Origin of the sequence: Nocardia sp. NPDC060249, assembly GCF_042728755.1 — a bacterium.
Lineage (GTDB): Bacteria > Actinomycetota > Actinomycetes > Mycobacteriales > Mycobacteriaceae > Nocardia.
The window spans coordinates 1-13,741 of the sequence record NZ_JBHXAQ010000008.1; the positions used below are offsets into that span (position 1 = coordinate 1).

Annotated in this window: 12 protein-coding genes and 1 rRNA gene; 7 read left to right on the top strand and 6 right to left on the bottom strand. The window is 67.5% G+C overall.

Going from position 1 to position 13,741, the window contains the following annotated elements; genetic code table 11:
• Nucleotides 1-10 precede the first annotated feature (10 nt).
• The 4 genes from rrf (at nt 11) to ACFWFP_RS25210 (ending at nt 3,186) form a co-directional block, all read left to right on the top strand.
• Nucleotides 11-127 (top strand): 5S ribosomal RNA (rrf, locus tag ACFWFP_RS25195).
• 163 nt (nt 128-290) lie between these two features.
• Nucleotides 291-908, top strand: coding sequence for a YdcF family protein (locus tag ACFWFP_RS25200; RefSeq protein WP_379298930.1), 618 nt, complete (start codon nt 291-293; stop codon nt 906-908).
• Nucleotides 909-1,048: 140 nt separating this feature from the next.
• Nucleotides 1,049-1,858 carry an SAM-dependent methyltransferase gene (locus tag ACFWFP_RS25205; RefSeq protein WP_379298932.1) on the top strand — a complete coding sequence of 270 codons (810 nt, stop codon included), beginning with the start codon at nt 1,049-1,051 and terminating at the stop codon, nt 1,856-1,858.
• Nucleotides 1,859-1,893: 35 nt separating this feature from the next.
• Nucleotides 1,894-3,186, top strand: coding sequence for a diguanylate cyclase domain-containing protein (locus ACFWFP_RS25210; protein ID WP_379298934.1), 1,293 nt, complete (start codon nt 1,894-1,896; stop codon nt 3,184-3,186).
• Between the two features lie 18 nt (nt 3,187-3,204).
• On the opposite strand, the gene ACFWFP_RS25215 is transcribed toward ACFWFP_RS25210, so the two are convergent.
• Nucleotides 3,205-4,197 (bottom strand): acyl-ACP desaturase, encoded by a 993-nt coding sequence (locus ACFWFP_RS25215; protein WP_379298936.1) that lies wholly within the window; start codon nt 4,195-4,197, stop codon nt 3,205-3,207.
• Nucleotides 4,198-4,398: 201 nt separating this feature from the next.
• Here ACFWFP_RS25215 and ACFWFP_RS25220 point away from each other — a divergent pair, with 201 nt between their 5' ends.
• Nucleotides 4,399-5,646, top strand: a complete 1,248-nt coding sequence (locus ACFWFP_RS25220) for a KasA/KasB family beta-ketoacyl-ACP synthase (protein ID WP_379299253.1) — start codon at nt 4,399-4,401, stop codon at nt 5,644-5,646.
• Nucleotides 5,647-5,701: 55 nt separating this feature from the next.
• The gene (gene fadD32, locus ACFWFP_RS25225) at nt 5,702-7,585 is read left to right on the top strand and encodes a long-chain-fatty-acid--AMP ligase FadD32 (RefSeq protein WP_379298937.1); all 1,884 of its coding nucleotides are present in this window, start codon (nt 5,702-5,704) and stop codon (nt 7,583-7,585) included.
• A gap of 82 nt (nt 7,586-7,667) precedes the next feature.
• On the opposite strand, the gene ACFWFP_RS25230 is transcribed toward fadD32, so the two are convergent.
• From ACFWFP_RS25230 to ACFWFP_RS25250, 5 genes are all read right to left on the bottom strand, one after another.
• On the bottom strand, nt 7,668-9,125 hold the full coding sequence (locus ACFWFP_RS25230) for an LCP family protein (protein ID WP_379298939.1): 1,458 nt from the start codon (nt 9,123-9,125) through the stop codon (nt 7,668-7,670).
• A 131-nt stretch (nt 9,126-9,256) separates the two neighbouring features.
• Nucleotides 9,257-10,462, bottom strand: a complete 1,206-nt coding sequence (locus ACFWFP_RS25235; RefSeq protein ID WP_379298941.1) for an Ig-like domain-containing protein — start codon at nt 10,460-10,462, stop codon at nt 9,257-9,259.
• A gap of 25 nt (nt 10,463-10,487) precedes the next feature.
• Nucleotides 10,488-11,030, bottom strand: coding sequence for a YceI family protein (locus ACFWFP_RS25240; protein ID WP_379298943.1), 543 nt, complete (start codon nt 11,028-11,030; stop codon nt 10,488-10,490).
• Nucleotides 11,031-11,123: 93 nt separating this feature from the next.
• Nucleotides 11,124-11,318: a hypothetical protein gene (locus ACFWFP_RS25245; RefSeq protein ID WP_379298945.1), complete on the bottom strand. Its 195-nt coding sequence runs from the start codon at nt 11,316-11,318 to the stop codon at nt 11,124-11,126.
• A gap of 81 nt (nt 11,319-11,399) precedes the next feature.
• The gene (locus tag ACFWFP_RS25250) at nt 11,400-12,620 is read right to left on the bottom strand and encodes an MFS transporter (RefSeq protein ID WP_379298947.1); all 1,221 of its coding nucleotides are present in this window, start codon (nt 12,618-12,620) and stop codon (nt 11,400-11,402) included.
• 166 nt (nt 12,621-12,786) lie between these two features.
• Here ACFWFP_RS25250 and ACFWFP_RS25255 point away from each other — a divergent pair, with 166 nt between their 5' ends.
• Complete coding sequence (locus ACFWFP_RS25255) at nt 12,787-13,629, top strand: DUF72 domain-containing protein (protein WP_379298949.1); 843 nt, start codon at nt 12,787-12,789, stop codon at nt 13,627-13,629.
• The last annotated feature ends 112 nt before the right edge of the window (nt 13,630-13,741 follow it).

Consider the following 13,741-nt stretch of genomic DNA (forward strand, 5'->3'; position numbering starts at 1 on the left):
TTCATAGAGTTACGGTAGTTATAGCGGTGGGGAAACGCCCGGTCCCATTCCGAACCCGGAAGCTAAGGCCACCTGCGCCGATGGTACTGCACTCGACAGGGTGTGGGAGAGTAGGACACTGCCGGAACATCTTTGCGAAAGGCCCTCCAACTTCGGTTGGAGGGCCTTTTTGCGTTCCCAGGATACCTCCCGATCCTGGGCGAACAGTCCGAACCATCAACATTTCAGAAATGGGCATGTCGGGGGTTCCGGTAGGCGACGATGATGCGACGTCGCTTCGGGAGGTCACCATGAACTGGCTCTGCGCTCACCAGGCACTGCGTCGTTGTGCGGCCGCGCTGGTGCTGCCCGCCGCGCTGGTCGGAGCGGTCGCGACCGCGCCACCCGGAGCCGCCGCGCCCTCCGTCGATCCACTGGTCGGCGCGGTCGGTTCGGTCGCGGGCCTCGCCGGCATCGAACTGCCGGCTACCTACGGCCCCGAGACGGCGATCGTGGTGCTCGGCTACGGCCTGCTTCCCGATGGCACGATGCGACCCGAACTGGGTAATCGCTTGCACGCGGCGCTGATTCAGGCCTTCATGTCACCCGCTTCCCCGGTCATCGTGACCGGCGGCAACCCACGCAACGGTGTCACCGAGGCGCAGGTGATGGCCGACTGGCTCAATATTCGCGGTGTCGCCAGGCACCGGCTGCACGCGGAAACCGAAGCCGGTTCCACCGTGCAGAATGCCGAGTTCTCGGCGCGCATGATGGCAGCGCTCGGCGTGACCGAAGCTGTCCTGATCACCTCCGCCGACCACATGCGTCGCGCCGTGGACAACTTTCTGGCAGCCGGCATCCCGGTCGTCGCCACTATGACGCCGGACGTGGCCCCTCTCTGGGCCCAGCCCTACGGCTCCGAAAAGTAGACCCCGACCGCGCCGTTACTCGAAAACATGACCCTCGCTAATTGATAGCCGCGCCGATGTCGGTGCCGCCGATTACGATGCGGGTGGCATCGTCGCGGGTTGCGAGGATGCGGTGCGGTAATGGCAGACAGGGGAATTCGATGGATCGGCCGGTATGGGCGCCCGAAGGTGTCGATATGCAGCATCCGAGTCCGGCTCGGATGTACGACGCTTTGCTCGGTGGCTCGCACAACTTCGCGGTCGACCGGGACGCCGCGGAAATGGCGATCAGCCTCGTTCCCGACCTGCCGCGGTTGGCGCTGAGCAATCGCGCGTTTCTGCGCCGGGCGGTCCGCTTCATGCTCGACGCCGGAATCCGGCAGTTCCTCGATATCGGGTCGGGCATCCCCACCGCGGGCAATGTGCACGAGATCGTGCACGAGCTCGACCCGGAGGCCAGGGTGCTCTATGTCGACATCGACCCGGTGGCGGTCGCCCATTCCCGAACCATCCTGCAGGGCAACGATCGCGCGGGTGCGATCGAGGCCGACCTGCGCAAACCCGGCGACCTGGTCGCCGCGGTCCGCGAGACAGGGCTGATCGACTTCGACGCTCCCGTGGGTTTGCTGCTGATCGCGGTGCTGCATCTGGTGCCCGACGTCGATGATCCGGTCGGCAAGGTGACGGCGCTGCGCGAAACGGTGGCAGCGGGTAGTTTCATAGCCATTTCACATCTCACCTCAGAGCTTCGTCCCGATGACGCCGGTAAACTGGGTACGCACTCGGTGAACCAATCCAAGGTCGGAATTCATTTCCGGTCCAAGGACGAGATCGTCGCGTTGTTCGAGGGATGGGATTCGGTCGAGCCAGGCGTTGTCGAGCTGCCGTTGTGGCGGCCCGAGTCCGAGCGTGACCAGCACGAGAAGCCAGGCCGTTCGCTCGGCCTGGGTGGGGTCGCGATCAAGAAGTAGACCGCCTGACATGGCGGTGCGATAGACGATGACAGGTGGATGAAGCAGTGGGGTCGTGGGAGCTGGCGCGGCGGTGGGCGGATGCCCTCGATGGCGTCGTAGCTCCTACCCTCAACCGCTCGCAGATCGAAGAGATGCTGGCTGCCCTGTGCACCGGTCTGATCGACGCGGCGCGTGGCGGAGAGGATCCGGACATCGCGCGGCGGGCGGCTCGGATGCTGGTCGCCGCCAACTACCGTGACCCGTCAGCGGTGAGCCGTTCGGTGCCGGTGATCTGTGCCGATCTGGTCGAGCTCGTCGCCGACGGCCCGGCCGACCCCGCGCTACCGCAGATCCGCGACCGGGCGATCGTCCTGGCCGCCGACTTCGCAGCCGGCTTCACCTCGGCGCTGCGAGCCGCCGCGCTGGCCGAGCAGGAGGCCACGCTGGCTGCAGTGCTCGCCGCGGCGCAGGAGGCCGAGAACCGCCGGGCGCTCTCCGAAGCCCGATTCGAGGCGGTCTTCGACGGCGCGCTCGTCGGCATCGGCACCGTCGACATGACCGGCCAGGTGGTCGACTGCAACGCCATCATGGCCCAGATGCTCGGCCAGACCCCGGAGACGATGCCGGGCCGGACTGTCGCCGACATCCTCGGCCCGCAGAACCTGAACTTCGCGTTCGAACAGCTCCAGCTGATGGTCGCCGGCGAATCCGAGAGCTTCCGCACCGAGACCGAGCATCTGCATACCGACGGCCGGGTGACCGCGATCGACCTGTCGATGTCGGCGGTGCGCGGCACCGATGGGGGAATCGAGTTCCTGATCGGTGTCGCGGTCGATGTCACCGAGCGCAAGCAGCTCGCCGACCGTCTGTGGCACGACGCCAATCACGACGCGCTCACCGGACTACCGAACCGCCCGCACCTGTTCAACAGACTGGCCGACGCGCAACCGCCGATCGGGGTCTGCTATCTCGACCTCGACGGGTTCAAGGAGATCAACGACCTGTGGGGGCACACGATCGGGGATCGTGTGCTCGAAGTCGTGGCCGACCGGATGCGTGACGCGGTGCGCCCGGACCAGGCGCTCGCCGCCCGCATCGGCGGTGACGAGTTCCTTGTGCTGGTCGAAAGATGCTCCGGCGAAGCGCAATTGGCACGACTGGCCGACGAGCTGCTGTCCGCGCTCACCGAGCCGCTCGAGGTGGACACACACATGCTCGCCGTCGGCGCCAGTATCGGGACCGCCTTCTTCGAGCAATTGCCCGGCGCCGTGGACGAATTGGTGCACGCCGCCGATGCCGCGATGTACCGCAACAAGAACGACGCGCGCCGCGATCCAGCCCGGTAGCGGCAGGCCCGGCCTCGATCAGACCGTTTGCTGTTCGCGCTCGGCCGCCCGCGCCAGTGAGCGATCGCGTTGCTCCTCGAAGCGCAGGACATCGCCGCCCAGCCCCTCGAGGAAGGCCGCCAGATCCTCGCGAGCACGCTCGCCGCGAGGCCCGAAGTCGTTGCGCTCGAAGATGTCCCACTTGCGCAGCACCGGCATCAGGACCTCTTCGAGATGCTGGCGCAGATCGTAGATGCCGTGCTTGGCCATCAGCACGCCGTTGCGCCGCCAGCCCGGCATACCGGCACCGGGCATCTGGAAGTTCTGCACGATGGTGTTGATCGCCTCGATGGTCTGGTCGGGGGCCAGGTCGAGCGAGGCGGCGCACAGGTTGCGGTAGAAGATCATGTGCAGGTTCTCGTCGGCGGCGATGCGGGCGAGCATGCGGTCGGCGATCGGATCGTCACAGACCCGGCCGGTGTTGCGGTGGCTCACCCTGGTGGCCAGTTCCTGGAAGGTCACATAGGCCACGGAGAACAGGAATCCGGCGCCGGTCGAGGCATGGATGTCGAAGCCAGGTGCCTTGTCGTCGACGACGGCCATCGCCGAATACCCGTTGGTCATGTGGATCATTCGGGCCTGTTCGAGCGCGACCGGGTCGACCCCGCGGGTCACCACGAGGTAGTCGCGCAACACGATGCCGTGCCGGTTCTCCTCGGCGGTCCAGCGACCCACCCAGGTGCCCCAGGCGCCGTCCTTGGAGAAGTTCTCGGCGATCTCCCGGTGGTAGGAGGGCAGGTTGTCCTCGGTGAGCAGGTTGGTGACCATCGCCGCCTTGGCGACTTCGCTGAGAGCGGATTGTTCTGGGTCCCAATCGATTCCGCCCATGGCCGCGAAGTTGCGGCCACGGTCCCACGGCACATAATCGTGCGGGTGCCAGTCCTTTGCCATCGACAGATGGCGGTCGACATTGCTCGCGGCGATCGGTTCCAGTTCGATCAGTAGTTCCAGTTGGGTCAGGTTCCTGGCCACGCTCGTTGCCCTTTCCGGTTAGTGAAAAGCGAGAGTTGCGTCGGTCCGGTAGTGTTGCCCGTCGTCACAATAGACCCGGCGCATCGCGCCTGGAAACGACACGGTGTTCCTGCGCACTGTTTCGGAATTTGGGCGCGTCGCGCCGTGTGCATATACGCTCCACCAGTTCAGCTCCATCAGCGGTTCCCGTTCAGTCGTGGCATAGCTAGAGAGAGTGAGCGAAAAATTATGACGGACATCGTGGTCACGAGCCTGGCGGCGACCACGTCGATCGCGGGCGACGTCGACTCGACCTGGAAAGGTCTGCTCAACGGCGAGAGCGGAATCGACGTCTTGGAAGACTCCTTCATCGACGACTTCGAATTGCCGGTGCGGATCGGCGGCCACCTGAAGGTGTCGCCCACCCTCTCGCTCACCCGCGAAGAGGCGCGCAAACTGTCCTACGTCGAACAGATGGCCGTGGTTCTCGGTCGCGAGGTGTGGCGCAACGCCGGCACCCCCGCCGTGGACCGCGACCGGCTCGGCGTCTCGATCGGTACCGGCCTCGGCGGCGCGGAATCGCTGATCTACGCCCGCGACCGGCTCCGTAACGGCGGCTACCGCAAGGTCTCGCCGTTGACCGTGCAGGCCATCATGCCCAACGGCCCCGCGGCCTGCGTCGGCATCGAATTGGGCGCGCGGGCAGGGGTTTCCACGCCGGTGTCGGCCTGCTCGTCGGGCTCGGAGGCGATCGCCAACGCGTGGCGGATGATCATGATGGGCGATGCCGACATGGTGGTCACCGGTGGTGTCGAGGGCTCCATCCAGGCGGTGCCGATCGCGGCGTTCACGCAGATGCGGGCCATGAGCACCCGCAACGACGATCCCAAGGCGGCCTCGCGCCCCTTCGACGCCGACCGCGACGGGTTCGTCTTCGGCGAGGCGGGCGCGATGATGGTGATCGAGACCGAGGAGCACGCGAAGGCGCGTGGCGCGACGATTCACGCCCGGCTGCTCGGCGCGGGTGTCACCTCCGACGGATTCCACCTCGTGGCACCGGATCCCGAGGGCACCGGGGCCGCGCGGGCGATGACACGCGCGATACAGACGGGCGGGATCAGCCGCGCCGACGTGACCCACATCAACGCCCACGCCACCGCGACGCCGATCGGTGACACCGCCGAGGCGAATGCGATCGCGAAGGCGATCGGCTCGCACGCCTCGGTGTACGCACCGAAATCGGCTCTCGGGCATTCGATCGGCGCGGTCGGTGCGCTCGAATCGGTGCTGACGGTGCTCAGTGTGCGCGACGGCATCGTTCCGCCCACGCTGAATCTGGACAATCAGGACCCCGACATCGATTTGGACGTGGTGTCGGGTCAGGCGCGGCGCGGCCGCATCGATTACGCGGTGAACAACTCCTTCGGTTTCGGCGGTCACAACGTGGCGATCTCGTTCGGGCGGTATTGACGACTCACCTTGTCGTGGCGGGTTCGGAGTCAATGTGCGTTGAAAAGGATTGGGAATGATCGGCGAGACTTTCGACGACTATGTAGACGAACTGGGGACTATCCGGATTCCCGGCGATCAGACCTTGATCGACTTCGTCGACAAACACAGCGAGGCCAACGGAGACGACCTGGCCTATCGCTTCATCGACTATTCGACAGAACGTGAGGGGGAATACCAGGAGCTGACCTGGCGTGAGTTCGGCGTGCGGCTGCGCGCGGTGGCCGCGCGATTGCAGCAGGTGACCCAGCCCGGCGACCGGGTGGCGGTGCTGGCGCCGCAGGGCCTGGACTATGTCGTCGCGCTGTTCGCGGCGGTGTACGCGGGGAATGTGGCGGTGCCACTGTTCGATCCGGAGGAGCAGGGCCATAGCGACCGGCTGCACGCCGTCCTCGGCGACTGTGAACCCGCCGCGGTGCTCACCGTCGGCAGTGCGGCGGCCGGTGTGCGCACCTTCTTCCGCGAGCAGCCCGCGGCGCAACGGCCCAGAATCATCGCGGTCGAGGCGATTCCCGACACCGTCGGCACCCGCTGGCGCAGGCCCGATATCAATATCGACAGCGTGGCGTATCTGCAGTACACCTCCGGATCCACCAGGGTGCCCGCCGGTGTCGAGATCACCCACCGCTCGGTGGGGACCAACCTGCTGCAGATGATCGATGCCATCGGGATCACCGAGAACGCCCGCGGGGTCACCTGGCTGCCGCTGTTCCACGACATGGGGCTGCTCACGGTGATCCTGCCGACCATCGGCGGCAAGTTCATCACCATCATGTCGCCCAGCGCGTTCGTGCGCAGGCCCGCGCGCTGGATCAAGGAGCTGGCCGCACAAGCGGACGGCGCCGAAATCTATTCGGCGGCGCCGAATTTCGCGTTCGAACATGCGGCGATGCGTGGGTTGCCCAAGGGCGGCGAGCCGCTCGATCTGTCGAACGTGATCGGACTGATCAACGGCAGTGAGCCGGTGTCGGTGGCCTCGATGCGCAAGTTCAACGAGGCGTTCGCGCCCTACGGGCTGTCCAAGACCGCGATCAAGCCGTGCTACGGGATGGCCGAGGCCACGTTGTTCGTGTCGGCGACCAAGCGCGACGACGAGGCGCGGGTGGTCTATGTCGATCGCGGGCAGTTGAACGACGGCCGGATGGTGGAGTGCGACGAGCACGCCGAGGACGCGGTGGCGCAGGTGTCATGCGGACACGTCGCGCGGTCACAGTGGGCGGTGATCGTCGATCCCGGCACCGGGGTCGAGCGTCGCGACGGCGAGGTCGGCGAGATCTGGCTGCACGGTGACAATATGGGCATCGGGTACTGGGGCCGGCCGGAGGAGACCGCGGAAACCTTCCACAACCGGGTGGTCGCGCGGCTGCCGGCCGGAAGTCGCGCCGAAGGCGCGCCCGATGACGCGAAGTGGATGCGGACCGGCGACTACGGCGCCTATCACGACGGTGAGCTGTTCATCACCGGTCGGGTGAAGGACCTGGTGATCGTCGACGGCCGCAACCACTATCCGCAGGATCTCGAATACTCGGCACAGGAGGCCAGTACCGCCCTGCGCCCCGGTTTCATCGCGGCCTTCTCGGTACAGGCCGGGCAATTGCCCACCCCGGTGCTCGAGGCGGGGACGGTGTCCGATCCGGCGGCGGAGCAATTGGTGATCGTCGCCGAAAGAGGGACGGGTGCGGCGAAACTCGAGCCGGGCCCGATCACGGACGCGGTGCGCGCGGCGATCGCGCGCAGGCACGGAGTGATGGTGCGGGACCTGCTGCTGGTGCCGGCGGGGTCGATTCCGCGGACATCGAGCGGCAAGATCGCCCGGCGGGCCTGCAAGGCCGCGTATCTGGACGGGACGCTGCGCGGGGGATACCGCCAGCAGGCCTATCCGGACGCACCGGAGGCATGAGACTCGGTCGGCCACCGGTCGTTCCGGTGGCCGACCGGATATCCGCGCTGCGCCCGGCGCCCGGCCGACGCGGTGCAGGTGTTCAGTTGACGCAGGGAATGGTGTCGCCGATGTTGGTGGACAACGGTTTTCCCTCATCGGGCAGCGGCATCGAGCCGGACGATGTGGTGGTGGGGGGAGTGGTCGTCGATGTGGTCGGGCTCAGCTCGGTGGGCATGGTGAAGTCCGCGCCGAGCGCGACCTTGATCCGCCCGTCTTCGATCGACGGCGACGCCGAAACCGGCAGTCCGCCGAGGAGTTCGGCCAGCGCGTGCGCATCGTCGGCAGTGCCGAGGCCGTAGGTGATGGCCGAGTACTGGCCGTCGCTCGAATCACCGTTGCCGATCAGGCCCGCACCGTAGCCCCGGTTCGTCAGCGCGGCCGAGAGCGCCGCCGCCTGGCCTTTCGCGGTGCCCACATTGTGCACATCGACCACGCTCGTCGGGGTCGGCGCCGTGGTCGTGGTTTTCGGTGCCTCCTGGCCGAAAGCCGCCCGCACCTCCCGTTTGATCGCGGCCGGGTCGATGATGTTCACGTCCTGACCGTCGATCACGTCGTAGCGCACCACCGGCAGCGTGCGGAATTCGACCGGTACCGAGCCCGCGGAGCCCATGTCGCGGGCGAAGTCGAACAGGTTCCAGCCGTGGGAGAGCACCACATCACGGTGCGCCACATCCATCAGTTCCGCGAGTTGGCTCAGGTTGGTCAGGGTTCCGGAGTCCTTGAGCGACTTGGCAACCGAAGTGAGGAAGGCCTGTTGACGGTGGGTGCGGTCGAGGTCGCCGTTGAGCAGTCCGTGACGTTGGCGGACGAACGCCAGGGCTTGTGAACCATCGAGATGCTGCCTGCCCGCGGGGAAGCTCGCGCCGGAGAACTCGCTGTCGTCGACGGCGTGGTTGAGGCACACGTCGACCCCGCCGACCGCGGTGGCCAGGTCGTAGAAGCCCGCGAGGGAGATCTCGGCGAACCGGTCGATCGGAACCCCGACGAGATTGCGGACAGTGGTGACGATGGACGCGCGTCCGGCCTCCCGGCCGCGCCGCTCCAGCACGATCGGATCCTTTTCGCCCTGTTCGATCAACTTCGCTTGCACCGCGGCCTTCTTCAGGCCGTACGCTTCTTTGATCTTGATCTGCTGGTAGCCGGGGATTCCTGTCACCGGCACGTAGTCGTCACGGGGGATGGAGAAGGCGACGACCTTGCTCTTGTCTGCCGGAATGTGCAGCAGGATCAGCGAATTCGCGTTGTAGCCACCCTCGGTGCCGTCACCGGCGTGCAACTGGTCGAGCACCTCTTTCGGCAGGTCGTTGCCGTTGAGGTCCTTGCGGGTGTCCAGGCCGATCAACAGGATGTTGACGGCGCCGCCGCCGGAACGCGGAGCGTCCTCACCGAGCGCGGTGGACTGGGTGAAGCCGGAATCGAAGTCCTGCTTGGCCGACCAGGCCAGGCCGGTGCCCGCGAGCACGGCCAGCGCGGTGGTCGCCACCAGCAACCTGGCCATGATCAACCCGGCTCGGCGAGCGCGTCCGCGCCGTGGCGCGCGATGGCCGGTGGCGGCGTGGCTGCCGACACGCTGCGGTCCCCGCCGCGCTGTGTCTCCGCGCGGCGGCGCCGGAAAGGCGTTGTCCCCGTTCACCGCAGCGCGCTACCTGCCTGCCACTGTTCCCACGGCACACTCCAGTCGCCGTTCTGCCACACCTCGAGCGGGGCGCCGCCGGTATTCCTGATCTCGACCACGTCACCGGGCTGGGAGAAATCGTAGAACCAGCGGGCGTTCTCGCCGCTGAGATTGAGGCAGCCATGTGAGACGTTGGTGTTGCCTTGGGCCCAGATCGTGTCGTCGAGTTGGTGCAGATAGATGCCGTCGGTGCTGATCCTGGTCGCCCAGCCGATGGATTCCTTGTAGCCGAGCCGGGAATTCACCGGCAGGCCGTAGGTGGAGGAGTCCATGATCACCGGATTCGCCTTGTCCATCACCGTGTACACCCCGGGCTGGGTCCAGAAGGTGATGGTCTTGCCCGCGACGGTCTGGCTACCGCCCATGCCCAGCGAGGTGGGCATGGTCTTGATCAGAGTGCCGTTCTCGTACACCTGCACCTGCTTGTCGTTGTCGTCGACGATCGAGACGTGCGAGGGCCCGATGGTGAAGCTGGTCTCGGTGTCTTCCTGGCCGTAGAGGCCACCGCCGAGATCCTTGCCGTAGATGTCGGCGGTGAGGGTCACGGTCGTGCCGGGTGCGTAGTAGTTCGCGGGGCGCCAGTGGGCGTTGCGGTTGTCGAGCCAGTACCAGGAGCCGGTGACGGGCGGGTCGGTGGTGACCGACAGGTACTTCTCGGCCGTCGCGCGATCGGGCACGTCCTCGTCGAAGTGCGCGACGACGACGGTGCCCACGCCGAAAGTGCCCGAGGAGGAGAGTTCCGTGCCGCCCGTGGTCCGGAAAGAGACCTTGGTCTGGTTGTTCGGCGCCAGGGTGGTGAACGACGAGGTGATCGGCCCGACCCGGCCGGTGACAGTAGCCGCCTCGGCCGTGACCGTGTAGGTGTGGCCGTAGCCCAGCGGTTCCGACGGTTTCCAGGCCGACTGGTCGGGGGTGAGGATGCCGTCGACCGTGCCGCCCTGCTCGTTGGTCATCGTGACCGCGGTGAGCTGTCCGTCGCTGGTGCTGACGCGGACCGGGCCGAGCGGATCGATCTCGGTCGCACCGTCTTCCGGCGCGACCGAGATCGCCGGTGCCGGGGCGGCGGACTCGGTCCCAGAGTCGGTGGGGGAGCCGCCGCAGGCCGCGACCAGCACCAGCAGCCCGGCGGCTAGGCCGGCTCGGAAACGTCGTCCTGACATGCGCCCCTCCTGTGCTCGGTGCCGCTCAGCTCCGCAGGCCGACCTCGACGTCGAGCGAGAGGTTGATCTTGTCGCCGATCACGGCGCCGCCGTTGGCCATCGGCAGGTCGGTGGTGAGGCCGAAATCGCGGCGGTTGATGGTGGCGGTCGCGGTGAAACCGGCGACCGGGGCGTCGGCCATACCGGGGCCGGTGCCGAGGAATTCGACCTCGAGGGTCACGGGGTGGGTGTTGCCGCGGATGGTGAACTCGCCGGTGACGGAGAATTCGGTGCTCAGCGCGGTGAAGCCGGTGGCCTTGAAGGTGGCGATCGGGTGGTTGGCGACGTCGAAGAAGTCGGCGGATGCCAGGTGCCCGTCTCGCTGCGCGTTGTCGGTGGTGACGGAGGCGACGTTCATCTCGACATCCGCGTCGGCCGTGCCGTCGGGATGAACCACGAGCGTGCCGGCGAAATCGGTGAATCGGCCGTGTACTTTGCTCACCATCAGATGGCGCACGGAGAACTGGAGCGTGGAATGCGCGGGGTCGATGACCCAGGTTCCCGCGGGTAGTCCGGTAGGGGCCGACATGGTCTCTCCTCACTGGGCGATCCGGCCCTTGTGCGGGCCGACGGGCGTGAAGCGATGGCGCCAACCAGCGTAACCCTGTTCGCCGCGGGCGGGTCAGTCCTCGCTGGTGGCGCGTTCGCCGAGAAACCGCAGCAAGCCGGGATCGGTGGAGGTGAAGCGGTCTACTTCCTGTCCGCCGGTGCATTCGTAGAGGGCGATGGTCACGGAGTCCGGCCGGCGGCTGACGACCCGCCAGACCGCGCCGCAATCCTGCCAGCGGAGAAGGGTTTCGACGGGGTCGGTGCTCACTCGATCCACCGTAATGCTCCGCGATCGCGGAGCGTTCGGTTGTCCGAGGTGGAGCGATGGCTGCGGCGGGAAGGCGTCGGCTCAGATCCGTTCGCGGTAATTCGCGGCTACGAGCGCGAGGCAGGCGGCGGCGATCGCGGCGGTGACCAGATACATGGCGGGATAGCCGAAACCGAGGCCGCTGTGCAGGGACGACAGGACCGCGGGCACACCGAAGCCGAGGTAGCTCACCGAGTAGAAGACCGCGTTCAAGCCCGCGAGGTCGCCGGGGCCCGCGATACGTTCGATCTGTTGCAGCCCGGCGACCAGGCCGATGCCGTAGCCGCTGCCGAGCACGACGGCGGTCAGCAGGGTCACCCAGATGCTCAGGGTGGCCGCCGTCCACGCCGCCAGGACCATGCCGGCGGTGAGCAGCACGAGCGCGACCACCGCCGCGCGCGCGGTGCCGGGGCGGTCGATGCGTCGCGCCACCGATTGGATGGTGAATCCGCAGCCGAGCGTCACCATGGTGACCAGGGCGGAGAAGGCGATCGGGGCCTGCTGCACGCGCGGCAGCATCAGCGTCGGCAGGACGGCGTAGGCAGTGGCGTTGGCGGTGAACAGCCACAGGGCGATCGGCACCGCCACCCGCAGGAATCGTCGGTGCCCGGCGGCGGGGATTCTCAGGTCGTCGCGCAGCCTGCCCGGATTCGCGCGGCGGGTCACGGTTTCTGGTGTTCGAGCCACCCAGAACGCGGTCGCGACGCAGAGCGCCGCGTTGACGAGATAGGCGGTCGAATCGGGCAGTGGACCCCACTGCGCGAGCGTTCCCGCCACACCCGCGCCCAGAGCGAATCCGGCGGTCAGGCTCATCGCGGACCGGCGGGCACCCTTGCCCGTGGCGGCCGCGGCGAACGGTGGTTGCGACAGTTCCTTGAGCCAGCTGCCACCGACCGCCATCGCCAGTCCGAGCGCGACACCGCACAGCATCCGCCCGGCCGCCAGCATCGGCACCGAGGCCGCGCCCACCGCGAGCAGCAGCGAACCGGCCGCGGCGATCAGCGGTGCGGGCAGCATCAAGGGGCGGCGGCCGAACCGGTCGGACAGCGGGCCGCCGATGAGCAGGGCGGGCACGATGCCGAGGACGTAGTAGAACAGCAGCAGGTCGACCGCGGTCAGTGGAAGGCCGTGGGCTTTGTACATCACCAGCAGCGGCGTGAACTCGTTGCCGCCCCACGCGATCGCCACCATGGCGGCGGACACGCCGAGCCACGCCCGGGTGACGGAGACAGCACTGGGCCGCTCGGTGGTGAGAATCGCCATCACAGGCCCTTTCCGTCGTGCGCGCACCGGAATTCATGGATGTGGCGGGTGGACGGGCCCCGACCTGCTCGGCCGGACCCGCTACTCCCGCCGCCCGCGCACAGGGCGAACTGGTGGCAACCGGTCTCATTTTAGGGGCGGCCGGTCGCTGTATTACCGTCGGCCTGTGCGTGAGCTGCGGATGGGGTGTGCGATGTGGACGCATCCGCAGTGGCAGCAGCGGTTGCCCGCGCCGGGGGAGCGCTTGCGCGCCTACGCCGGGCACTGCGGTGCGGTCGAGGGCAACACCACGTTCTACGCGACGCCGTCCGCGTCCACCGTCGAGTCCTGGGCGCGCCAGACCACGCCCGATTTCCGGTTCGTGCTCAAGCCACCGAGGGCGGTGACGCATGAGCGCCGACTCGTCGACGCGGGCGCCGAACTCGGTGCGTTCCTCGATGTGATGGCGCCGCTCGGATCGCGCGTGCACGCGCTGTGGATCCAGTTGCCCGCGTCGTTCGGACCGACCGATCTCGGCGCCCTCGCACGTTTCCAGCGTGAGCTGCCCGGTGGACTGCGCAGTGCTGTGGAGGTGCGTCATCCGGCGTTCTTCGAAGACGAGCGGGCCGCGGTGCAGCTGGAACGAGTGCTCGGGCGGATCGGAGCCGAATGGGTGCCCTTCGACACGACGGTCCTGTTCGACGGGCCACCGGGAGACCCTTCCGAATTCGAGGCACGGGCGAAGAAGCCGCGCGTTCCGCGTCGGATGCGTGCGCTCACCGAGTACCCGATCGTGCGCTACCACGGGCGGGCCGACACCGACCGCACCGTCGCGGGCTGGCAGCCGTGGGTGGAGACCGTCGCGGGCTGGCTGCGCGAAGGTCGCTCGCCGACGGTCTTCGTGCACACCCCCGACAATGCCGCGGCGCGCGGCCTGGCTCGCCGCTTCCACGACGAGGTCCGTGCGATCGTCCCCGATCTCCCCGCACAGCCGACGCCGGAGTCCGACGAACCGATGACGCTGTTCTGAGGGGATGGACGTGTTCGAGGGAAACTCCGTTTCGCCGGGCGGCGCCCATCGCGGGCACCTAGGGTTGGTTCGGGGGTGCCGGGGGGTTCGCGTACGCCCGTGAGATCTACTT